Origin of the sequence: Hymenobacter aerilatus, from assembly GCF_022921095.1 — a bacterium.
Taxonomy (GTDB): domain Bacteria; phylum Bacteroidota; class Bacteroidia; order Cytophagales; family Hymenobacteraceae; genus Hymenobacter; species Hymenobacter aerilatus.
Genome location: NZ_CP095053.1, coordinates 3,267,201 through 3,289,930, shown reverse-complemented (window position 1 = coordinate 3,289,930; position 22,730 = coordinate 3,267,201). Strand labels below are relative to the sequence as shown.

At 57.7% G+C, this 22,730-nt stretch carries 15 protein-coding genes; 8 read left to right on the top strand and 7 right to left on the bottom strand.

Annotated elements, in window-relative coordinates:
* Window positions 1–22: 22 nt before the first annotated feature.
* From zwf to lgt, 5 genes are all read left to right on the top strand, one after another.
* Entirely contained in the window at window positions 23–1,543 is a 1,521-nt protein-coding gene (gene zwf / locus MUN82_RS13710; RefSeq protein WP_245097569.1) for a glucose-6-phosphate dehydrogenase, read from the top strand.
* A complete protein-coding gene (gene pgl / locus MUN82_RS13705; protein WP_245091286.1) occupies window positions 1,543–2,271 on the top strand; it encodes a 6-phosphogluconolactonase in 729 nt (242 codons plus the stop codon). The genes zwf and pgl overlap by 1 nt, the downstream gene beginning before the upstream one ends.
* 159 nt (window positions 2,272–2,430) lie before the next feature.
* Window positions 2,431–4,404 carry an NAD(+) synthase gene (nadE, locus tag MUN82_RS13700; RefSeq protein ID WP_245091285.1) on the top strand — a complete coding sequence of 658 codons (1,974 nt, stop codon included), beginning with the start codon at window positions 2,431–2,433 and terminating at the stop codon, window positions 4,402–4,404.
* Window positions 4,405–4,668: 264 nt separating this feature from the next.
* On the top strand, window positions 4,669–5,301 hold the full coding sequence (locus tag MUN82_RS13695; protein ID WP_245091283.1) for an RNA polymerase sigma factor: 633 nt from the start codon (window positions 4,669–4,671) through the stop codon (window positions 5,299–5,301).
* Between the two features lie 375 nt (window positions 5,302–5,676).
* Window positions 5,677–6,585: a prolipoprotein diacylglyceryl transferase gene (gene lgt, locus MUN82_RS13690; RefSeq protein WP_245091281.1), complete on the top strand. Its 909-nt coding sequence runs from the start codon at window positions 5,677–5,679 to the stop codon at window positions 6,583–6,585.
* 140 nt (window positions 6,586–6,725) lie between these two features.
* Here the strand turns inward: lgt and MUN82_RS13685 are convergent, their stop codons facing one another.
* Complete coding sequence (locus MUN82_RS13685) at window positions 6,726–7,658, bottom strand: YjiK family protein (RefSeq protein WP_245091279.1); 933 nt, start codon at window positions 7,656–7,658, stop codon at window positions 6,726–6,728.
* Window positions 7,655–7,957 carry a membrane protein insertion efficiency factor YidD gene (yidD, locus tag MUN82_RS13680; protein ID WP_311136399.1) on the bottom strand — a complete coding sequence of 101 codons (303 nt, stop codon included), beginning with the start codon at window positions 7,955–7,957 and terminating at the stop codon, window positions 7,655–7,657. Before yidD ends, MUN82_RS13685 begins: the two co-directional genes overlap by 4 nt.
* A gap of 157 nt (window positions 7,958–8,114) precedes the next feature.
* Between yidD and MUN82_RS13675 the strand changes: the two genes are divergently transcribed.
* Together MUN82_RS13675 and MUN82_RS13670 are read left to right on the top strand one after the other, a co-directional pair.
* Entirely contained in the window at window positions 8,115–8,972 is an 858-nt protein-coding gene (locus tag MUN82_RS13675; RefSeq protein ID WP_245091277.1) for a hypothetical protein, read from the top strand.
* On the top strand, window positions 8,969–11,098 hold the full coding sequence (locus MUN82_RS13670; protein WP_245091275.1) for a ComEA family DNA-binding protein: 2,130 nt from the start codon (window positions 8,969–8,971) through the stop codon (window positions 11,096–11,098). Before MUN82_RS13675 ends, MUN82_RS13670 begins: the two co-directional genes overlap by 4 nt.
* Before the next feature lie 193 nt (window positions 11,099–11,291).
* Here the strand turns inward: MUN82_RS13670 and MUN82_RS13665 are convergent, their stop codons facing one another.
* The 5 genes from MUN82_RS13665 to MUN82_RS13645 all read right to left on the bottom strand — a co-directional run bounded on the left by MUN82_RS13665 (window position 11,292) and on the right by MUN82_RS13645 (window position 21,348).
* A complete protein-coding gene (locus MUN82_RS13665; protein ID WP_245091273.1) occupies window positions 11,292–13,244 on the bottom strand; it encodes a T9SS type A sorting domain-containing protein in 1,953 nt (650 codons plus the stop codon).
* A complete protein-coding gene (locus MUN82_RS13660; protein ID WP_245091271.1) occupies window positions 13,226–14,854 on the bottom strand; it encodes a reprolysin-like metallopeptidase in 1,629 nt (542 codons plus the stop codon). The genes MUN82_RS13665 and MUN82_RS13660 overlap by 19 nt, the downstream gene beginning before the upstream one ends.
* Before the next feature lie 273 nt (window positions 14,855–15,127).
* Complete coding sequence (locus MUN82_RS13655; protein ID WP_245091269.1) at window positions 15,128–17,083, bottom strand: DUF3857 domain-containing protein; 1,956 nt, start codon at window positions 17,081–17,083, stop codon at window positions 15,128–15,130.
* A gap of 4 nt (window positions 17,084–17,087) precedes the next feature.
* Window positions 17,088–19,127, bottom strand: a complete 2,040-nt coding sequence (locus tag MUN82_RS13650; protein ID WP_245091267.1) for a DUF3858 domain-containing protein — start codon at window positions 19,125–19,127, stop codon at window positions 17,088–17,090.
* 166 nt (window positions 19,128–19,293) lie between these two features.
* A complete protein-coding gene (locus MUN82_RS13645; RefSeq protein WP_245091265.1) occupies window positions 19,294–21,348 on the bottom strand; it encodes a DUF3858 domain-containing protein in 2,055 nt (684 codons plus the stop codon).
* Window positions 21,349–21,617: 269 nt separating this feature from the next.
* Between MUN82_RS13645 and MUN82_RS13640 the strand changes: the two genes are divergently transcribed.
* Entirely contained in the window at window positions 21,618–22,676 is a 1,059-nt protein-coding gene (locus MUN82_RS13640) for a glycoside hydrolase family 43 protein (RefSeq protein ID WP_245091263.1), read from the top strand.
* The last annotated feature ends 54 nt before the right edge of the window (window positions 22,677–22,730 follow it).

The following is a 22,730-nucleotide window of genomic DNA, read 5'->3' as shown; positions in this document are numbered from 1 at the left end:
CATCACTCGCTACGACGTACGCATGAGCAATAAAGAGAAAATCCGGCCCACCATTTTTGTCATCTTTGGGGGTACCGGCGACCTGAATGCCCGCAAACTGGCTCCAGCCCTATACAATCTGTTTTTGGACGGGTGGTTGCCCGCGCAGTTTGCCATCCTGAGCACGGGCCGCACCAAGCTGACAGATGAGGCCTTCCGCGACCGGGTAAGAGAAGACATCAACAAGTTTTCGCGCCGCGGGAAGGTGAAGGCAGAGAAATGGGAGGAGTTTTCCCAGCACATGACTTACCAGGTGTCGGACCTGAACGACGCGGCTACCTACACGCAGTTTGGTGAGCACGTAGCCCAGCACGAAGCCGAGTGGAACGCCGCAGCGCAGGTGATTTACTACCTGGCCGTATCGCCCAACTTCTTCCCCATCATTGCCCGCAACCTATCTGAGGCCAAGCTAGCTGAGGACCCCGACCGGGTGCGCATTGTCATTGAGAAGCCGTTTGGGCATGATCTGGAAACGGCCAAGGAACTGAACGACCTGCTGGCCGGTATTTTCCAGGAGCGTCAGATCTACCGCATCGACCACTACTTGGGCAAGGAAACGGTGCAGAACATCATGGCTTTCCGCTTTGCCAATGCCATTCTGGAGCCGCTTTGGAACCGCAATTACATTGAGCACGTGCAGATTTCGGTGACGGAACAATTGGGCATGGGCGAGCGGGGCGACTACTACGACGGCTCAGGCGCTCTGCGCGACATGATACAAAACCACCTGTTGCAGTTGCTGTGCCTGGTAGCTATGGAGCCGCCTGTGGGCTTTGAGGCCGATGAAGTGCGCAACCGCAAAGTAGACGTGCTGCGCGCTATGCGTCGCTTTGGGCCAGAAGAAGTGCGTTCTGCCGCCGTGCGCGGGCAGTACGGCAAGGGCTGGGTAGAGGGCAAAGAGGTACCTGGCTACCGCGAAGAAAACAAGGTAGATCCTGACTCGAACACCGAAACCTTTGCTGCCATTAAGTTCTTCGTGGACAACTGGCGCTGGCAGGGCGTGCCTTTCTACCTGCGTACAGGCAAGCGGTTGCACCGTTCGGCATCCATCATCACCATTCAGTTCAAAGACGTACCGCACCTGATCTTCCCGACTGAGTCGGCGGAAGCGTGGCACCAGAACCGGTTGGTTATTAGCATTCAGCCCGAGATGAGCATCCGCTTACAGGTGCAAGCCAAGCGCCCTGGCCTGGATATGGTGCTGAACCGGGTAGACATGGTATTCGACTACCAAGGCACCTATACCAACGATACACCAGAGGCCTACGAGACCCTGCTGCTCGATACCATGCTCGGCGACCAGACGCTGTTTATGCGGGGCGACCAGGTAGAGGCCGCCTGGGACTTGATCATGCCGATTCTCAATGCCTGGGAAAGCAAAAAGAGCATGAACTTCCCCAACTATTCTGCCGACTCGTGGGGGCCGGAAATTGCCGAGGCGCTTATTGCCCGCGACGGTTTCCATTGGTTCACGCTACCCCTCACCGATAAAAAAGAGTGCTAATGGCTATTCGTGTTTTCAACTCATCGGAGGAAGCCTCGCGGGCGCTGGCAGAGTATTTTGTGGCAACAGGCAACGAGGCCATTGCGGCGCGCGGCCGGTTTGCGGTGGCGCTATCGGGTGGGTCGTCGCCCAAAAAGCTGTTTGAACTGCTGGCTGCCGACTACCGCGACCAGTTGGCTTGGGACAAGGTAGACTTCTTTTGGGGCGATGAGCGGTACGTGCCGCACACCGACCCCAACAGCAACTACCTGATGGCCAAAAGGGCGCTGCTCGACCCGCTGGGTATCAAGCCAGCGCAGATCTTTGCTGTCGATACCAGTCTGAGTCCTTCGGAAGCTGCTGCTGCCTACACCCACACCATGCAGCGCTACTTTGGCAGCGAAGATTCCCTACCCCTCGATCTGGACCTGCTGGGCCTGGGCGACAATGCCCACACGGCGTCGCTGTTTCCGCACACCTCCGTGCTCACCGACGAAAGCGTGAGCGTGCAGGCTTTGTACATCGACGAAATACAGGCGAATCGTATTACCATGACGGCCCCGCTACTGAACCAAGCCCGCTCTACCATCTTTTTGGTATACGGCGAGGGCAAGGCCGAAGCTGTGCGGCAGATTTTGGAGGAGGAGCGCGACATTCAGCGTTACCCCGCCCAGCTGATCCAGCCCACCAACGGCAACGTGACGTGGTACCTGGACGAAGCAGCTGCCAGCAAGCTGACGCAGAAGTAATTTTTTCCTTCGTAGAACGTCATGCTAAGCTTGCCGAAGCATATCGCGTGCTGATGTGGGATACTATCTTTTATCAGCACACGACATGCTTCGGCAAGCTTAGCATGACGTTCTACTGTTGTTTCTATTCTCAATTTCACCTTTCACAACTTCACTAGTATGCGTATCGCCGGTGCAGCGCTTAATCAGATTCCTTTCGCGTGGCAGCACAACCTGCGCACCATTCGCACGGCCATTGAGCAGGCCCGCACGTCGGGGGTAGAGCTGCTTTGCTTGCCCGAGTTGTGCCTAAGCGGCTATAACTGCGAAGACCTATTTCTAAGCGACTGGTTGTGTGAGGAAGCGCTGGAGTATTTGCAGCAAATCCGTCCCTGGACGGAAGGCATTCTGGTGTGCGTAGGCCTACCCGTGCGGCTGGAAGGGCGCACCTATAACACCAGTTGTGTGCTGCGTGATGGTGAAATTTTGGGCTTTGCAGCCAAGCAGTTTCTGGCCAACGACGGCGTGCACTACGAAACCCGCTTTTTCTACCCCTGGCCAGCTGGCGAAACCACTACCGTACGTTGGCAAGGCCAGGAGTGGCTCCTCGGCGACCTAACTTTCGAGCATAAGGGTGTGCGTTTTGGCTTCGAGATTTGTGAAGATGCCTGGCGTCCCGACGACGTGCGCCCCGCTGCTCGGTTGCAGGGTAGGGTAGACCTGATTGTGAATCCCTCGGCCAGCCATTTTGCGATGAGCAAGACCGACACGCGGTATAACTTGGTTCTGAATGCCTCGCGCACGTTTCACTGCACCTACCTCTACACCAACCTGCTGGGCAACGAGGCCGGTCGTACCATCTACGATGGCGAGATTCTGGTGGCCCGCGAAGGTCATTTGCTGACGCGTAATCAGCTGTTGAGCTTCAAGGAAGTGGATGTGGAATGCGTGGATGTAGATTTTGCCACGCCACTGGAGCCGGCCGCCGAAATTCAGCAGCTCCCTACCCCCGACGAGTACCTAGAACTGAACCAGGCCCTGAGCTTAGCCTTGTTTGACTACATGCGCAAGGCCCGCACCCGTGGCTTCGTGCTGAGCTTGTCAGGCGGAGCCGACTCATGCATGTGTGCTGTATCGGTGGCAGAGATGGTGCGGCTGGGCACGGCTGAGCTGGGCACGGCCGAGTTTATGCGCCGTACCGGTTGCTTCACGGCCGAAGACATTGAGAATATAACCGGACAGACGGAATCGCCCACCGAGCAGCAACATCTAGCCGCCGCTGATGGCACGCCGCAGGAAGCTCCCTCCGCCAACCTACCCAAAGCCAGTACAGCAGTGACTTCCGACGAGCAGCGCGAAACCAACCGCCGCATCACCGGCTGTCTGCTGACGTGTGCCTACCAGGGCACCGTCAACTCCTCCGACGACACGCTGAACTCGGCCCGGGAGCTGGCCGAGGAGTTGGGTGCAGTGTTTCATAACTGGAACATTGACGACGAAGTATCGGGGTACGTGGGCAAAATAGCCGGCGCCCTGGAGCGCCCCCTTACCTGGCAAACCGACGACCTAGCCCTGCAAAACATTCAGGCGCGGGTGCGGGCACCTGGTATCTGGCTGCTGGCCAACGTACTCAACGCCCTGCTCATCACCACCTCCAACCGCTCTGAGGCATCAGTAGGCTACTGCACCATGGATGGCGACACAGCGGGTAGTATCTCGCCCATTGCCGGCGTCGACAAGGACTTTGTGAAGCAGTGGCTACGCTGGGCCGAGGTAGAGCGTCATTACGCGGCCCTTCGCCACGTGAATGCTCTGCAACCTACCGCCGAGCTGCGCCCCTTGGAAGAAAAGCAAACCGACGAGCGCGACCTAATGCCCTACGTGCTGCTCAACCGCATCGAGCGGTTGGCGTTTTACAACCGCCTCAGCCCGGCCCAGGTGCTGGCTACCCTACTAGAAGAAAATCCGGCTACTGAGCGCGAACAGTTGAAAACCTACGTGAAGCGTTTCTACTCCCTGTGGAGCCGCAACCAGTGGAAACGTGAGCGGTACGCCCCCGCCTTCCACCTCGACGACTACAATGTGGACCCTCGCTCTTGGCTGCGCTTCCCCATCTTGAGTGGCGGATATACCGAGGAACTGAACGCGTTGTAGCTAGTTGGTGAGTAATGCTCATTTTCAATAGGGGCGATATACTCAGTTTACTTAGGCCTTATGCACTTACTCGGCCCGCCGAGCGAGTACATAAGGCCTAACTCATTTTATTAAAAAATATACTACTGTTTTACAGATAGTTGTATTTTATTTGAAGAAGTTGAGCAAGTTTTCTGCAATGAGTGGACCTAAGTTGATGTGACCCTGCTACGTGCGGCTACGGCCGGAGTAAGTAGGGCGCTATGCTCTCTTTTCTGACTCCGGATGTATACTCTTCCGCTACCTTGCCTTCAACCGTTAATTTCTGCCGCGCAGCCCGTTACGGCTTGCGCGGAGGCCGAGTTGGTAGCTCAATTGCAGCAGGGTAGCGAAGCGGCGTTTCGCACGCTGGTGGAGCAATATCAGGACCGCATCTACCGCACGGTGCTGGCACTGCTTCGTTCGCCGGAAGAAGCCGAAGACGTAGCACAGGAAGTATTCGTGGAAGTCTACCAAACGATCGGCCGGTTTCGGGGCGAAGCGGCCCTTACTACCTGGCTCTATCGGCTGGCTACCTCGCGGGCTCTAAAGCATCAGCGGCAAGCCCGCACCCGCAAGCGTTTCGCCTACCTAACCAGTTTACTGGGCTTCGACAACCGCGTGCTATACGAGCCAGTCGATAACGAACACCCCCAGGCAAAGCTGGAGGGCCAGCAACAGGTAGAGCTTTTGCGGGCGCGCCTCACCCGGCTGCCCGACCAACAGCAAATAGCATTCACCTTGCGCCACGAACAAGAACTGAATTACGAGGAAATAGCCGCGGTTTTAAACACCACCGTGTCGGCTGTAGAATCGTTATTGTTTCGCGCCCGCAAAACGCTTCGTCATCACCTTCAACCCACCCAACGCCATGCCTGATTCAACTAATCGCACGAAGGCCGATGAAGAATGGGAAGAGCTACTGCACCAGTGGAGAACTGAAGTAGCCGTTCCACCTCGCCCGTATTTTTACGGCCGGGTGCATGCTAAGCTGGTGGGTGCCACAGGAACGAAGCACCCGCCACTACGGACTTGGCGGCATTGGCCTGCCTACGCCGTTATGCTCGGCATTTTGCTTCTGCTTAGTGGCGATGATGCGGGACTGCACGCAGTGAGCGGGGCACAACAGGAAAGTAATAATCAGCTTGAGACCAGTTTCAGTGGAGAATAACCTCTTTGATAAGGTCACATAGCTGTTCGGCTACCAAACAGGAAGTAAGTACCTTTGAATTTCTATCATCTTTCGCCTACCCTATGCTTTCTTTTCTTGCTGCCATCACCTGGGATGTGTCGCCCCTCATTGCCGAGTTTGGCCCCTGGGATTTAGGTTTATTTACGCTGGGGCCGCTGGCGTTGCGATGGTACGGGCTGCTGTTCATGTCGGGCTTTGTGGTGGGCACGTTTGTGCTGGCGCACATCTACAAGTCGGAGAAAGTATCACCGATGTGGGTGGATGTCATCACCATCTACATGCTGATTGGCACCATTGTAGGCGCCCGACTGGGGCACGTGCTGTTCTACCAGCCCGAAATTCTGAAAGACCCATTGGAGGTATTCAAGATATGGCACGGTGGTTTGGCCAGCCACGGCGCTACTATCGGGATTATCTTGGCCGTATACCTATTCAGCCGCAACAACAAGTTCGATGTGCTCTGGACCCTCGACCGCATCGTTATTGTGGTGGCGTCGGGTGGGGCGCTCATCCGCTTGGGTAACCTGATGAACTCCGAGATTGTGGGTCGCGAAACCGACGTGCCGTGGGCCTTCATCTTCCTGCGCGACCAGGAGCATTTTGTGAATGGCGTGGCCGTACCGCGCCACCCTACCCAGATTTATGAGGCACTGTTCTGCGTGTTCCTGTTTGTGCTGCTCTACTTTATGTGGAACCGCACCAAGGAACGCACCCCACGCGGCCAGCTATTCGGGCTGTTTGTGGTGCTACTCTTCACGTTCCGCTTTTTCGTGGAGTTCCTGAAAGTGAGTCAGGTGGAATTTGAGAACAGCCTACCCTTGGATATGGGCCAGATTCTGAGCATCCCGCTGATAGCCATTGGTGCGTATGTGCTGTGGCGTGCCGGCAAAGATCCCAAAAATCCCTACGGCTACGCCCCACGCGACTTGGGCAAGGAGAACGAAAACCCGAAGCTGGCGCAGGCAAAGTAGAATTATAAAAGCAAAAGAACGGGTGTCATCCTGAGCGGAGCGAAGAACCTTATCACGATACAATGAGTCGTTGTATCGTGATAAGGCCCTTCGCTCCGCTCAGGATGACACCCGTTTTTATCCAAAAGTCGCAACGCTACTCAGAACTCGTACTTATATAAGTTGCCTTGTTCAGTGCTAATATAAATCGTGTCATCATCAACAAAGACAACGCCCTCCGTCTGACCGGTGTTTTTCAGCGAAATCTGCTTTGGCGTGGCTTTCAGAATTTCAGTCATTGAATTGCCCTCCAACACAAACATTTCCTGGCGGGCCATCAGCACGAGTCGGCGCCCATTGGGGCTAAGGTTCGCATCCGTTACCTGCCCAGGAATAGAGAGCTTGGTGAGCAGCTTTGCCTCGTAGGTGCCCGGCTTGTCGGGTAGGGTGTATACTTTGCTGGTAGTGCTGGCGCCTCGGTCCTTTGTGAACAGGTAGAGTTGCCCCTGGTGCCAAAGCGAGGCCTCGACATCGAAATTGCGCTCCTTCTTGCTGGGGGGGAATTCCTTCTGATCGGGGTAGGTAAACTTGATCATGCCTACCTCATCGGGACTTTCGGGGCGAAACCGCAGCACCGCCAAATTGCGCCGGTCGCTGTTGTTGTTGCCCATGTCGCCCATAAAGTAGTTGCCCTTGTCGTCGCGGGCAATGCTTTCCCAGTCGTGATTGGTGGCGCTCAAGCGAATCGTTTTCAGAAGCTTGCCGGTATCGCTTACCTTGTATACAATGGGTGGGTTGCCATCGTCGCCGAACGTGTAAAAGGTGTCGGGCTCATCGGCAATGGCCAGGCCCGAGCTTTCGCGCACCTCTTCTAGGTGCCCTATCGAGGTAAGCTGATCAATGGCTTTCACAGCCTCTTTGCGCTTTTGCTTTTTGCTCTTTTTACCTTTTTTACCCTGATCATCGGATGATGTATCAGCAGTAGTGGTAGCGGTAGAAGGGGTAGTACTGGTTTCGGAAGGGTTTGACGAGCAGCTACTTGTCAGCAAGGCGCCGGTTAGAAAGGCAGAGAGCAGAAAAGACATGTACTTCATATACAATGGGTGCAAAAAAGCTGCCCCGACAACAACCAAGGCAGCAAGCAGAAGCAGTGTATACGCGCACTGCGCTGATTAAGGTACAGGGTCGTAGCCGTGGCCCCCCAGGGGTGGCAGCGCCCGATGCGGCGCAACGCCAGCCAGCCGCCCCGCCACGGCCCGTGCCGCTCTATCGCTTGCACAGCGTAGGCCGAGCAAGTAGGCTGGTAGCGGCAGGTAGGGGGCTTAAGGGGCGACAGCAAGTGGCGATACATCCACAGCAGCGCCAGCAACAGACGGCGGAACAACGACTTCATGGTAGCACAAAGAACGCGAAACGCCGGCAGCTAGTGCCCGATGCCTGATAGGTGTTTCGTTTGGCGGGGTATTTGAATAAAACCGGGAAGGCTCTTCTCTATATAGTCTGTTAATGAATCGTTTGTGTATTTATCGTAGGGTATTGATTAGCTTTCTATGAAGAAACGCTACACGCTATTTTTTTGCCTATTATTTCTAGGAGCACGTGCTTCAGCACAGGGCAATGGGCCAGGCATCCGAGGGGCGCGGGCGGCGGCACTAGGCTACACCAGCACCACGCTCCATGATGTGTGGGCCGTTGGCAACAATGCCGCTGGGCTAGGGCAACTCACCCGGCCAGAAGTGGGTTTTTACGCGGAGAACCGGTTTCTGCTGCCCAGCTTCAATACAGCCGCGCTGGCCGTGGCTCTACCCTTGGGCGAAGTAGTAGAGAACCGCCCGAAAAACGGCGTCGTTGGTTTTGAGGCCCAGCGCTTCGGCGGCAAGCTTTATGCTGAGCAGCGCCTGGGCGCCGCCTATGGCTACCGCGGTGGCCAAGTGAGCGTGGGCGCCCGCCTCGATGTGTTGCAGGTGAGCATAGAAGGGCTAGGTAGCTGTCGGGCAATGGCCCTCTCGTTAGGCGGACAGGCTGAGATTGTCCCCAAAAAGCTGGTGTTCGGCGCCTACCTCTACAATCTCAACCAAGCCCGCTTAGCTCGATACCAGGACGAACGGGTGCCCACCGTGCTGCGCGCCGGCTTGGGCTACCAGCCCACCGAAAAGGTGCTGCTGACCGTGGAAACTGAAAAGGACGTGGACCACGATGCTGATTTCCGGGCGGGGCTGGAGTACCAGGTGCTCGAGGTGTTGCAGGTGCGGGCGGGTTTTGCGGCGCTCAGCGAACAGACCACTGGTGGGGTAGGCTTCCGGGCGGGTCAGCTGCGCATCGACTACGCCGCTGCCTGGCAAACGGCACTGGGCTTGAGCCAATATCTGAGCCTGCACTTGCCGCTTACCAAGCCAGCCCAGCCATGAGCCAAAGAGTCCGTGGCTGCTTTAGGGTAACGTTCTGGCTGGGGTTCGTGTGGTTGCTGTGCTGGGTCAGGCCTACTCAGGCGCAGCAGTTTCCGCGCCCTACCCCCGACCTCGACCGGCTTGTGCAGGAGCTGTTTGCGGATCAACAGAGCGATGACGTGCCTTACGAGGACCTCTACGAAACGCTGCTACTCTACTACCAGACGCCACTCAATCTGAACCTAGCTAATCGTGAGGAGTTGCGTGGCCTTCTACTGCTGTCGGAAGTGCAGATCAGCCAGTTGCTGGAGCACCGTCAGCAGGTAGGACCCTTGCTGAGCCTCTACGAGCTGCAAAGTATCGATGGCTTCGATCTGCGCACGATTTACCGTGTGGCGCCCTTCGTAACGGTAACGGATGCCGGCCCTAACGCGGCCCGCGGCCCGCTTTGGCAACGCGTGTTGCACGAAGACAACAACGCTCTGTTTCTGCGCTACGAGCGGGTGCTACAACCTCGCCGTGGCTATACCGCCGCCGACACGACCAGCATGGGCCGCCTCACCAGCCGCTACCTCGGCTCGCCCGATAAGCTGCTGCTGCGTTACCGCGTCAGCCACACCAAGGATTTCAGTGTGGGCTTCACGGCAGAAAAAGACGCTGGCGAGCCGCTGGCGTGGCAGCCCAGTCAGCGCCGCTACGGTGCCGATTTTATGTCGGCGCACGTGGTAGTGCAAGAGCGTGGCCGTTTGAAAACCTTGGCTTTGGGCGACTATCAACTGCAATTTGGGCAGGGGCTATTGCTGTCGTCGGGGTTACAGGTAGGCAAGGGTGGCGAAACCATTACCACTATCCGGCGCAGCTCGCTGGGCGTGCGGCCCTACTCCTCGGTGTTGGAGAGTACATTTTTCCGGGGTGCGGCGGCTACGGTAGCCGTGAGCAGCACAGTGCGAGCCACGGCGTTTGCCTCCTACAAGCACGTAGATGCCAACCATCAGCAAAGTCTGGATTCGCTGGATGGCTTTACGGAGTATTCGTCGGGCGTGCTAGTGTCGGGGCTGCACCGTACGGCTACGGAACTGGCTAATCGGAAAAGTTTGGGCGAGGCCATTGGAGGCGGCAACCTGACGTATACCAGTCGTAGCGGCCACTTGGCGGTAGGTCTTACGGCCGTGGGCACGCATTACAATAGGGCGTTGCTGCGCCGAGCGGAGCTGTATAATGCCTATGAGTTTCGGGGACAAAACAACCTGGCAGCGGGCGTGCACTACAGTTACGTGCTGCGCAACCTGTTGCTGTTTGGCGAAACGGCCCGTAGCAGCAGCGGCGGGGTAGGCACGGTGAATGGCTTGCTGGCTAGCCTGGCGCCGAACGTAGATGCTGCCGTGCTCTACCGCTCCTACGCCCGCGACTTCCATACCTTCTACGGCAACGCGCTCGGCGAAAATAGCCGCAACATCAACGAGCGGGGCCTCTACCTGGGTTTGAAAGTGCGACCGGCGGCGGGCTGGGAAATTTCGGCGTACTACGACCAGTTCTGGTTTCCGTGGCTGCGCTACCGGGTAGGCGCACCCTCGCATGGCCACGACTGGCTACTGCGGTTGGCCTACACACCCACCAAAACCAGCCTGCTCTACGCTCAGCTCCGCACCCGCCTCAAAGACTACAACGCCAACAACCCGCGCCCCTTACCGCTGCCGGAACCCACGCTACGCCACAGCCTGCTGTTGTTCTACGATACCAACCCTACCTCCATGTTCAGCCTGCGCACACGCGTGCAGGGCACCCGCTACCGGGAGGGCGAAGGGCCACGCCGCACGGGCTACGTGTTGGCTCAAGATGTCTCTTACACCTTTGGGCGCTACCTGCGCCTGAGCGGCCGCTACGCCCTGTTCGACACCGACGACTACGACACGCGCCAGTATGTATTTGAGCAAGACGTGCTTTATGCCTTCTCGGTACCTGCGCTCTACGGGCAGGGCACGCGCACCTACCTACTGGCCGAAGTGCGTTGCAACCGTCACCTCACGCTCTGGCTTCGCTACGCCGATACGCACTACCGCAACCAGACTACCATCGGCTCCGGCCTTGATCTGATTGAGGGCAACCGTCGCTCGGAGGTGAAAGCCCAGGCGCGGTATCGGTTTTGAGAGAAGTAAGTGATGGAGTGGTGAATTTGTGAACGAAAAAAGCGCGTGTCATCCTGAGCTTGCGAAGGACCTTATCACGGTAGAACAAATCGTGGTTACGTCTGTCGTTCTGCGGGCATAAGGTCCTTCGTCGCCGCTTGATGCGCGGAATGCTCAGGAGGACACGCGCTTTTTTCGTTCACAAATTCACCACTCACTCCTTCACCAACTTCAAAATAGATGTGCCTTGTGGTTGCGTGACGCGAAGTTGGTAAATGCCTGCGCTGAGGACACGCAAATCTAGGGTTTGCTGCAACGTATTGCCTGCTTTAGTGAAAGTGCGCGTCAGCACACTGCGTCCCAACGCATCAAATACTTGCACCTGCACCGCGCCGGTATGCGCGTTATTCAGCTCCAACTGGAACTGGCCGCTGCTAGGGTTTGGGTATACGGCTAGGCCTTTTAGCGCTGGCGCAGTGGTACTGGCTAGTGTTACGCTGGCTACGGCCTCGTTGGAGTAGGCTGAGTTGCCGATGCTGTTCACTGCCCGGATGCGGTATACATACCGACCCGTGGCTGATACTTGATCGGAATAGGTGGTTTGGTTGGCAGCGATGGTGGCAACTCGCTGAAAGTTGGTGTTCGTGGTGAGGGAACGTTCCAGCTCAAAGCTGGTTTCGTTGTTGGCGTTGTCCTGCCATTGTAGGTCGATGGTAGCCGTGCTGCCAGTGGTGCCGCTGAGGTAGGCCAGCAGGCTAGTAGGAGCAGCGGGCGGGGCCGGTATCGTGCATAGCTCCAACGTCCAGCCCGTGAGCGTACCGCTGTTACCGGTCGTGTTATCCACGATATTCAGAGTCCAAGTGCCGTTGGCGGGTGTATTAAGCAAGGCAGCCAACGAACTGGCCGGACGGTAGGTGGCACCTGTGTTCAGCGGGCAAGTCAGCGCTGTAGCCGCCTGCTCGTCCAGCGACAAGTTGAGGTTAGCGGTACCCGAGCACAGATTGGCCAGCAGCACCGCCGAGCGACCCGCCGGGTTGGTCAGGGTCACCGTCAGCTCACCCGCGTTGGGGTGCGTAATGGCTAGGTTATTAATCCGAATAGCAGCTACTATATCCGTCGAGCTTACCTCTACAGTAGAGGAAACCTTGGCGTTGGCCGTCGTCGGAATTGTGACGGGTACCTGCATAGCCGCGTACGGCTGGCAGGTGACTGCCCCCGTTCGGAAGAGGATAGCCGCCGAGTAGGGAGCTTCGTTGCACGCAGTAGTGCCGCGCACGCGCCAGTAGTAGGTAGTGCCCCCAGCCAGCGGGGTAGTAGGTGTGAAGGTAGTAGTGGTGTCTGACGCAATGGTTTGGTTGAGCACCACGTTGCTGAAAGCCGCATCCGTGGCTACTTGCAACGTATAGGCTGTCGCATTGGGCACGGCTTGCCACGTGAAGACGGGCCGGGTGGTTACCAGCGCATTGGCCGCTGGTGTGGTAGCTACAGCGGTTTGCGTAGCCAGCAGCGGCACCACAATACGCACCAGCTGATTCTGTGCTACCCCATTGCTGGTGCCCGTAAGCGTGAGCGTATACGTGCCAGGCGTGGTGGTGGTAGCGGCCGTGATAGTAGCAACGGCCGTGCCGCCCGCCACTGCAGTAGTTGGTGCGTAGCTCACACTCACGCCGTTGGGTAGGCCGGTGGTGCTTAGCGATACAGAGCCCGCAAAACCCTGCACCTGCCCGATGCCCACGCTTACCGGTACGCTGGTACCAGGGCACACGGTTAGCAGATTGTTGGCAATACAGGCTGTGCTGAGGTAGAAGGTCGGTGCTGTTAGGGGGCGAATCGTGAAGTTCTGGTTGGAAATATCGAAAAACACGTTGCCGGTGGCTTGCACCTTGATGCGTGCCAATGTGGTGTTGGTGGCGGCGGGCACCGTTACGGATTCGCAGCCGTCGTTGGGGGTAGCAGCCAGCAGAACCGTCGGGAACGTAAGGCCGCCGTCGGTAGACAGCAAGATGTCCACGTTGGCGGCGCTGATGGGCGCTTGCGTAGTGTTGGCTACATCCCAGGTTACTTGCTGAGGCACACCTGCCTGCCAAGTGGTAGCCGTGTTGGGCGTAGTCACCAGGAAAGGCCCAGCCGTGCCAATTACGGCTACGTTCATTGAATCATATTCCACGCCCCCCCGCCGTCGCGGTTGTCGCGGGCCACAAACCGGAAAATCAGCCGCCGCGCATAGGTGGGTAGCAGCTCTCCAATGGTTGTGGTGTTATTCACCAAGTCAGACACGCGCGGAAACGTGCGGCTGGTACTAGAAGTAGGTGCAAACGACCGAAAGATAGGCGCATCGCCCCGCGGCGTCGTAGCGTTGCCAGCTGGCCCCAGATTATACTGTTCCCAGCTATACGTCAGCGCGTCGCCGTTGGGGTCGGTGGCTGAGCCAGTGAGTGTGAAGGGGGTGCTGATGGGAATGCGGTAGTTGGCGCCCGCATTCGCGGTAGGCGCCTGGTTGCTGGTAGTAGTTACCACAGCACAGTTGCCAGCACCAGTTACGTGGTCGAGAATCTGGTCATAGCTGCTCGAATGAAAGTAGGGGATACTACTGTCTTGCAGGTTGTCGGCGTCGCAAATACCGGCGTAGGCCATAATCGTGACGCCGCTGCCGGGCTCATAGGCTGAGGAAGCAGATCGGGTACCACCTCCGCAACTGCCGAGTTGGCTGTTAAAGGTGTGCTCGGCCCCAAATTGGTGTCCCATTTCGTGGGCTACAAAATCCACGTCGAAGGCATCACCCACCGGGGTAGGTAGGCCTGTTACGCCCATCCCCTTTACGCCCGCCACGCATACGGAGCCCAGTGCTGCAATGCCTCCGCCGCCAGTGCTGAACACGTGCCCAATATCATAGTTGGCCGAGCCGATGCTGTCCGTCAGAACAGCTTGGTTTTGCCGCAACATGATTTCACCGTCGTCATTGGTATAACGGTCGGTGGAGTCGGTAAGAAAAATCAGCCGGTCGTTGTTGGGAATCAGTACCATGCGAATAGCTAGTTCCCGCTCGTAAATGCCATCCACACGGTTTACGGAGGTAACAATACCAGCCAGGGCACCTTCTTTGGTGCCTCCTTTGGTAGCAGCGTACTCACCCGTGCAAGCTACCGCCAGCCGGTAGGTGCGCAGCTGGCTACCGTTGGGCCGTTGCATAGCAGCCGGACGGTTCAGTTTAGTAATTGTATGCTGATCCAGGCCATCAGGCGTGTAGCACACCGCACCCAGCGCCGAGCGGCTCATGCTGCTTTGGTCAAATACCAGATGGTGCACTGTATCGCCGGGCGCGGCCGGGTCGATGTAGACGGTGCGGTTGGCTGCCAGGATCTGGGCATGAAACCCCGCCGGCGACACGTCGAGGCGGGCCGTGGCCGTGGGGTCGTCGAGGCCGTGGGCCACGTAGGTACGAATGCGGGGGTAGCGTGCTGCCAGCGCCGGCGCCATCACCTGCGTGGCCACCACCCGAAACCGCTGGGAGGAGCCATCGGGTAGGGGCAACGACACCACAGTGCCCGACTGCCGGGCGGCCGCGCTACGCTCGGATGGGGCAGTGCGTAAGGTGCTGCGCACCGTGCCCAGCTGCACGGCAACGGCCCGAAAGCGGTTCAGCGCCAGGGTGTGCTGTTTGGGTACAACGGTCGGGGAGGCATCGGCCCACAGCACGCGTTGCGCCGCGGCCGGCAGCAAGCCTGCCAATAAAAACAAGCCGCTCAGCAGCCCTCGCCGCAGGGTAGAAGTTTGCATCAGGTAGGAGGTGAGAAAGTGGAAAGGTAGGGTAGGAGTAGTAGGCAGACAACGAAAATAATATCCCTTAGACGCCACCTATTATCTATTCGACAAACAGGGGCTAGACAACGACTATACGGCTAGAGTTTAGGTTGTTTTAGCAGGATAGAAAGATTGTGTTCACAAAATAAACTGCTTGATGAGAAGAACTACGCAGCCGCCTGATGCACAGGTAATAAAAAAGGTCTGGCCATCTCTGATAGCCAGACCTTTAAAGGGTGAGAAGGTTCGCTAGACGTCCGTCTTCAGCAGCACGATCTGCGCCTTATCGGCCGCGCTGATTTTGCGGCGGAACTCCACGTAAGCCGGGTAGTCTTCTTTAGCGAAGCGCGTGCGCGGCATTTGCAGCCGGCGTACGTACTGCAACGTGCCATCGGGTAGGGTATGTAGCTGCGCCGAGTACGTACCGAAAGCCGTAGTAAGCTGCACTGGCGCCGGCAGATTTTCGGGTTGTAGCCCGGCCGGCACGTGAATGCGTACTGTGTCGGCGTAGGTGTAGGCATGGCTCAGCCACACATCGGATTGGCGGCCGCCCACGGGGGCGGATAAGGCGGGTAAGCGGCTGAGCAGGTTAGGCGCTAGAAACAAGCGCTTGCCGCTCACCGAAGCAAAAGTGGGCAGCGCGAGGTCCAGCTTCTCTGTTACCATGGGTAGGGCTTGCTGGCGGTTGGCCGTCAGGTTGAATTTTGTGATGCTGAAGTTGTTCAGTGTCAGGCTTTCCGTGATATACTTCTTTTGTTGGGCTGGGTCCAGGCCATCGAGCATGGCGCTGAGGCGGTCCTGCTCCAGGCCGGTATAGGCTGTGCGCACGGCGGCTGTAGCTTTGCCTTGCGCATCCAGATATACATCGGCCAGCCGCTCGCGGCGGTTTTCGCGCACGCCGTAGGTAGGCGTGCGCACCAGCTTGCCCCCCTGTGGCGTGAGCAACAACGCATGGCGGTTGCCCGTGAAGCTGCCCATGTAGCCAAACGGCGCCGTTTGGCTGGTGCACTCCAGCCACACGGTATCGGCCTTAGCGGTTTTGGTGGCAGCCAGCGGCACGCACAGTATCACGTGGTTGAACTGTGAACTGGAAAACTCCGTGTGAATGTCGGGCGCATCGGCGCGCACCAGGGCACAGTAGCCCGTGATGCCGGCTGCCTGCAACAATGCCATTCCGTAGTTCGACAGGGCTTTGCAGTCGCCGTAGCCGTTGGTGCTCACCGCCGAGGCCGGAAACGTCTGCCAGCCGCCTAACCCTAGCTGCACCGAAATGTAGCGCGTATTGGCCTGCAAAAACTCGTACACTTTTCGGATGCGAGCGCGCTCGTCTTTTTCGTCTTTCACCAGTGCCGCCACGCGGGTCCGTAAGTCGTCGGGCAGCACGTCGCGGCCCTTGTTCAGCTCGTAGCTCCACTGGCCCAGTTGCTGCCAGGAAGCGGCGCTACCGGCATGGCCCTGCACCTCAAAAGCAGCGGGGGCCGTCACCACCATCGGCACCAAATCGCGTAACGGCGGCCCGTCGGGCTCGCGCTCCACGGCGGCCAGGGCTTTCACTTCCCACTGATATACTTCCTGCCCGCTCTGCTGCGAGTGCGCAGCCTGTACGCCCTTAGGCAAGTGCCGCTCCTGGTAGCGCAAGGGTAGGGCCGCAGGCGTGAGCACCCGGAAGGTAGCGTGCTCTACGGCTAGCTGCGGCTCATCTTGCGGCTCCCAGGTGCTGTAAAATAAGGAGTTGTCGGAAGTGATTTCGTAGTCAAACTCCACCGTGTAGGGGTAGGCCGATTGTTGCAGCGTGGCCAGTCGGCCGCGGTTGTCGGTAGCTAGGCTGAAGCCGTCGGAGAGGCCGTAGTCCTTCACGTCGCTAGCGCGTAGAGAGCGAATCAGGCGGCCGTCGACGTCGTACACGGCCCCGCGCAGGTAGTTGATACTGTTAAGCTGATCGTAGGGCACCATCAATTGTGCCCAGTCAGACCCGGCGCCGTCTAGGATGGTAATTGCGCGGTGCACTGTACTCACCGTACGGCTCACCGATTTCACTACGAGCGTTTCGTCGTAGGCGCGCACCACGCCGTGGGCATTCTCGCGCAAGCTGGCGGGTAGGTCGCTCACTGGGTACTTAGGTGCCGGTGCGGCCCAGGCAGTGTCAGTAGCAAACAGACTGGCGCTCAGTACAACAGCCCGGCAGGGTAGGGAAAAGTGACGCATCAGCTTACGATTTTTTCTTGAGCACAATTTGCTCGGCCTGCTTGGCCAGCAGACGCGAGTAGAAGTCGCGCAGCGCCGCGTACTCCTCGGCCGAGTACACCGTCTTGCGCAGGTTCATGCGGGTCATAATCTGCAAAGAATTTTCGCTGGGCGAGATGGAATACATAAACCGGCCGCCGTTGTCGGGTAGGTCTACCACCAGCGGCTTGGGCATTTCCTCTACCGCGTAGCCGGCAGGTAGGGTAAGCGTTACCAGGTTGGTTTCGTCCATCAGCGCACCAAAATCCACCGGAAAGCGACGGTCTTCATGCAGGAAAGGATTTTTGCTGTCGCCAAAATGCCGCATGGGGTTGATATACAGCATGTCGGCGGCCTGCTCGTTGCCGGTGCTGGTCAGCTCGTAGTCGAGGGCAAGCGGTGCTGTATAGGTTTCTTTTTCCTTGAACGCATACTTCGGAATGTCCCAGCCCTCGTGGCCCTTAGCTAGCTCTTCCATAAATTTTTTCTCGCCCAGCTTCACCAAGCGCGAGCGGTGGTGGGCGCCTAGGTAGCCGCCATATTCCTGGTGCACTTGGCCGGTATAGCCGCCTTTCTCATCCAATTGCAGCTGCACCTTGCGGTAGTCTACAAAGCGGGTAGAGGGCGTGAGGTCCACCCAGCGCGACTGCGTCGCATCGGGTAGTAGTAGGCGCCCTACCCCATTCAGGCAGCGGCCGGGCAGATTGCCGCAGGGCATGGCTTCCTCGGTGGCGTCTACTAGCATCTCCTTGTTGTCGGGTAGTGCTACGTGGGCAATAACGTAGTTGAAATTCGACAGCAGCGGAAACATGGTATTTACGCGGCCATGGTCGCGGGTGCTCAGAATGACGGGATGGGCCGTTAGGCCGGCGTCGCGCAGGGCGCCAATCAGCAGCAGGTTCACGTCAGCAGCACTACCATTGTGCTGGTCGTAGGCCCGGCGGGTAGTGGTGGTAGCATAGAGGCGGTCCTGGTCGTTGTATTTCACCGAGTGGTGCACCAGGTGGCGCACAGCAGCTGTCAGGGCCGCCGGGTTGCCGGCATGCTTGGCTTTGAGAGCCGCAATTTCCTCTTTTAGAAAGCTGGCGTGCTTCGCTTGGTTACCAAAACTTTCCTCAGTCAGCAGTTCTTCGTTGATCTTGTTCCAGGAGTTAGCCACGCTGTGGTAGCCCTGGTTGGGCCATTTGGTGCCGGCCAGTTCAAAGTCGATGCGGGCCACAAAGTCGCGCGAGGTGGTCATGTACGGCTCGTTGCGGAACGCCGGCACGTTTTTCATCACCCAGCGGTGGTTGGTCACGTTGGCCGATACCGTCTGGCTGCTCGCGCTTTGGCGGTTGCCGTAGTCGTCAAAAGAGCCACTGGTGTTGATCGTATACTGCGTCTGGCCAGTGGGGTGCTCACTAATAGCCAGCGGCTCGTAGCCCTGCATCAGCATTTTGTAGTCGAAATACTCCGGGATGCTGGCCCGGTACTCGCTCCAGCGCACCGGAATGCTCTCCTGAAATTGCCAGTCCTGGAAGTTGAACAGGAAGTCAGAATTGACGGTGTAGGCGTACTCAATCACGGAGCCCACGCGCACGTTAGGTAACGTAAACTTTCGCACCGTCACGTTGGCCGATTTTTCTTCGCGGAAAGTGTTTTCGCTGGCCAGCTTTTCTTTCACTAGCTGCCCGTTCACCATGTTGTAAGTAAAGCCGCGCAGACCACTCAGTTTCTCTTCGTTGGTGCCTTTATGATACAGCGGCACCTCCACCGTGGCCCGATCGTAGGCCGATTTCTTGAGAATCTTGATGCGCGTCACGCGTTCAAACACGATTTTAAATTCGCCATTGGATACGTTGAAACGCGACTGCCCGTAGTCGCAGAGCACGACAGCCTCGGCGGCGCTGTCGGCCACAAAGTTCTTCGCGTCCATGTCCTGCGGATCGAGTTTGCCAAACTTAACAGGTTCCGTTTGAGCGTTAGCAGTAAAGGAGAGGCCACCAGCTAGCGCCAGTAGAAACACATGGGGTAGTAGTTTTTGCATAAAGCAGTAAAGGGAAATAATAATCGATGAAGACACCAGAAACCGTTGCTATGCGACGGGGTAGGGCATAGCAGCGACGGGTATAGTTACAATAAGGTGTAGCGCAGAAAGCAGAGCGGCGGCAACCAACGGCAATTGCTATTGGTTTGATAATGAATGCAATAATTTATTTCCGTTGCAGCACCAGCATTTCGGCGTGCTTGGCAATGGCGCGGCTGTAGAACTCGCGTAGGGCTGCGTACTCGGCGGGGCTATAGCTGGTCTTGGTGAGTTGCAGGCGCGAGGTAATTTCTAGGCGGTCAAGCGTAGGCTGGGCCACATGGTAGAGAAATTTGCCGGCATTGCCGGGTAGGGCCAGCTGCAAATCGGCGGGCTTCTCCTGCACCGTATAGCGGGTCGGCAAAACCAGGCTCACTACTTGCGTCAGCTCGCGGCTGGTGCTGAAATCAACGGGGAAGAACCGGTCGGCGTGGCGGAAGGGGTTGGTGCTCAGCCCTACCGTTTGCATTAGGGGCAGGTAGAGCAGATTGGCCGGCGTTTCGGGGCCGGGTAGGGTCATAGCCAGCTCCACGGCAAAGGCCTTGCTGGGGTCTTCCAGCTCCAGTAGGGTAGGCGGGTTGGTCAGCTGCCAGTCGGTCCAGCGGCGGCCCAGCTGAATTTTGTAGGCCGATTCGCCCTGGCTGAGCACTTGCTGTCGGGCAGCCAACCCGGCATAACCGCTGTAGCCCTGGCGCATCGTGCCGCGCAAAGTGCCCGTATCGTCTAGCTTGAAGTCGGCCTTGGTGTATTCCAAGTAGTTGCGCTTGCTGGCAAGGGGCACCCAGGCACCGGTGGCCGTTAGCAGGCGACCCTGTTCGTTGAGGCAACGCTCTGGCAGCATCTCAATGGGTAGCAGCGGCTCGGTAGCGTCCAGTAGCAACTCGCCATCGGGCAGCAGCACGTGGGCAATGGTGTAGTTGAACTGGCTAAGCAAGGGCATATCTGTCACGATGCGGCCGTGGCTGCGGGTGCTGAGCAGCACGGGGCTGGCGGTCAGCTCGGCCGCACGTAGCGTTTGCAGCAGCAGCAAGTTCACATCAGCCGAGTTGCCTTGGTGCTGCTCGTAGGTTTTGCGGGTAGGCTGCGACGTGTAGAGTCGTTCTTGGCCGTTGTATTTCACGTGTTGCTGCACCAGCCGCAGCACGGCTTCGGCGCGGGCGCGGGCATCGGGGTAGCGGGCGCGCAGGGCCTTGGCCTCAGTTGCCAGCGGCGAGTTCTGGTTGAGCACCACACCAAACCGCTCGTCAGACAGCAGCGCCGCCCCAATCTTCTCCCACGTGTTCGACAAGTCGCGGAAATCATGGCCTGTAAAATCGGAGCCGGCCAGCTCGAAGTGCACGCTACGCATGTAGTCCTGGGCGGCGGCCATAAACGGCTCTTCCCGGAAAGCCGGCGCATTTTGCAGCACCCAACGCTCGGCCAGCGCCTGCGTGCTGATGCTGGTTGTTTGGGTAGGGCCCGTATTAACGGAACCATAACCCGTTTGCTGATTCTGGTGGTAGCCGGTGCTGTAGGGCACCCACGCCTGATCGTGGGCGGCAAAGGGTAGGTAGCCGTGCGTGATTTCCTTGTATCGGAAGAAGGAAGGCAGCGCTACGCGGTACTCGCTCCAGCGGGTAGGTATGCGGTGTTGAAACTGCCAATCCTGAAGGTTGAAGAGGAAATCCGACGTAATGGTGTAGGTAAACTCCACCACCGAGCCTTCCTTCACGTTGGGCAGCGTGAAAGAGTAGAGGACATGGTTTTTGTCGATTTTCTCACTGAATACGCCCGAGCTGGGGTCCAGCTTGGTTTTCTCTACCTTGCCGCCTACCAGGTTGTAGGTGAAGCCTTTTAGGTTGGAAAGCTTTTCGCGCTGTTCGTTATCCACGTAGAGGGGCACACGCACTGTGGCCCAGTCGTAGCCGGCCTTGCGCAGAATATGAATGCGCGTGGTGCGGTCGAATACCACCTGAAACTTCTCTGTGGCGCCTACAATACGCGACTGCCCATAATCGCACAGTACCTCGGCTTCGGCGGCGCTATCGGCAGCTAGAGGGGTAGGATTGGGAGCAAAATCAACGGCCGATATGTCGCCGAAAGATATTGGGGGCTTTGGGGCAGTAGCCTTCTGTGCCATTGCTGGCGAGTAGCCATACAGCAGCCCCAGCAGTAAGCTACTGCCGAGTATAATATGACGCATAATCAGGAAAAGTAGAAACGACGCGTAATAGCAACAAATTGATATTGATAGTCTAAGCCAATCTTATAAAGCCAGCTTTCTATTCTTCATCAAAGATGAATAATAGATGATATTTGGCCAAACTTCTGTACTTTATTTCTAAGGCTATGCCTGTGCTGCGTTTCGAAGGGGGAGCCAGCGCAGCTCTGTTTGTAGTAGTTTGGACCACTGTACCGTAGCTTTGGTAGCGCCGGTTTAGCGCGGCATTCTGATAAAAGACTACAGGAACTATGAATTGGAATAGGGTATTACTAGGAACTGTGGCGTTGCTGAGTTTGCTTGGGCTGGTGGCAGCACAACTCAACGGCGCGTTTCCCAACGAGAAGAAGATGGGAGCCTACCTGTTCGTGTTCTTCACCGACCCCACGCACAGCCTGTTTATGGCCACCAGCCGCGACGGCTACACGTTCACGGCCGTCAACAACGGGCAGCCTGTTATAGCCGGCGACACCATTGCCGAGCAGCGCGGCATCCGCGACCCGCATATTTACCGGGGCCCCGATGGTGCCTTTTATATGGCCATGACTGACTTGCATCTGTTTGCCAAGCAAAAGGGATACCGCGCTACCACCTGGGAGCGGGACGAAAAGGCGTATGGATGGGGCAACAATCGGGGGCTGGTGCTGCTCCGTTCCACCGACCTCCTCCACTGGACGCACCACGTCGTGCGCCTCGACGAGGCTTTTCCGGAACTGAAGGATGTCGGCTGCGCCTGGGCACCCGAAACGGTGTACGATGCTGCCGCTGGCAAAATGATGCTGTACTTCACCATGCGCCTGGGCAACGGCCGCACCAAGCTCTACTACGCCTATACTGATGCGGCCTTTACCCGGCTCACGTCGTCGCCCAAAATTCTGTTTGAATACCCAAACCCCGAAATACAGGTATTGGACGCCGATATCACGCAATTGCCCGACGGGCGCTTCTGCCTGATGTACGTGGCCCAGGAGAAACCCGGCGGCATCAAAATGGCGCTGTCCGACAGCATCCACAGCGGCTACCGCTACAACCCGGCGTGGGTAGACGCCGAGCCAGGCGCCTGCGAAGCGCCCAATGTATGGAAGCGCATCGGCGAGAAAAAATGGGTGCTGATGTACGACGTGTTCAGCATTCAGCCGCACAATTTCGGCTTCTGCCAAACCACCGATTTCGCCACGTTCAACGACATAGGGCACTTCAACACGGGTGTGATGAAGGCCACCAACTTCACGTCGCCGAAGCACGGCACGATTATCCACCTCACGGCCAAAGAAGCCGACCGGCTGGAGCGCTACTGGAAGAAAAAATGACGTGCAGCCAACATGAGCAGTGGCAAAGACGCACAAGTAACCAGCAATGGTATA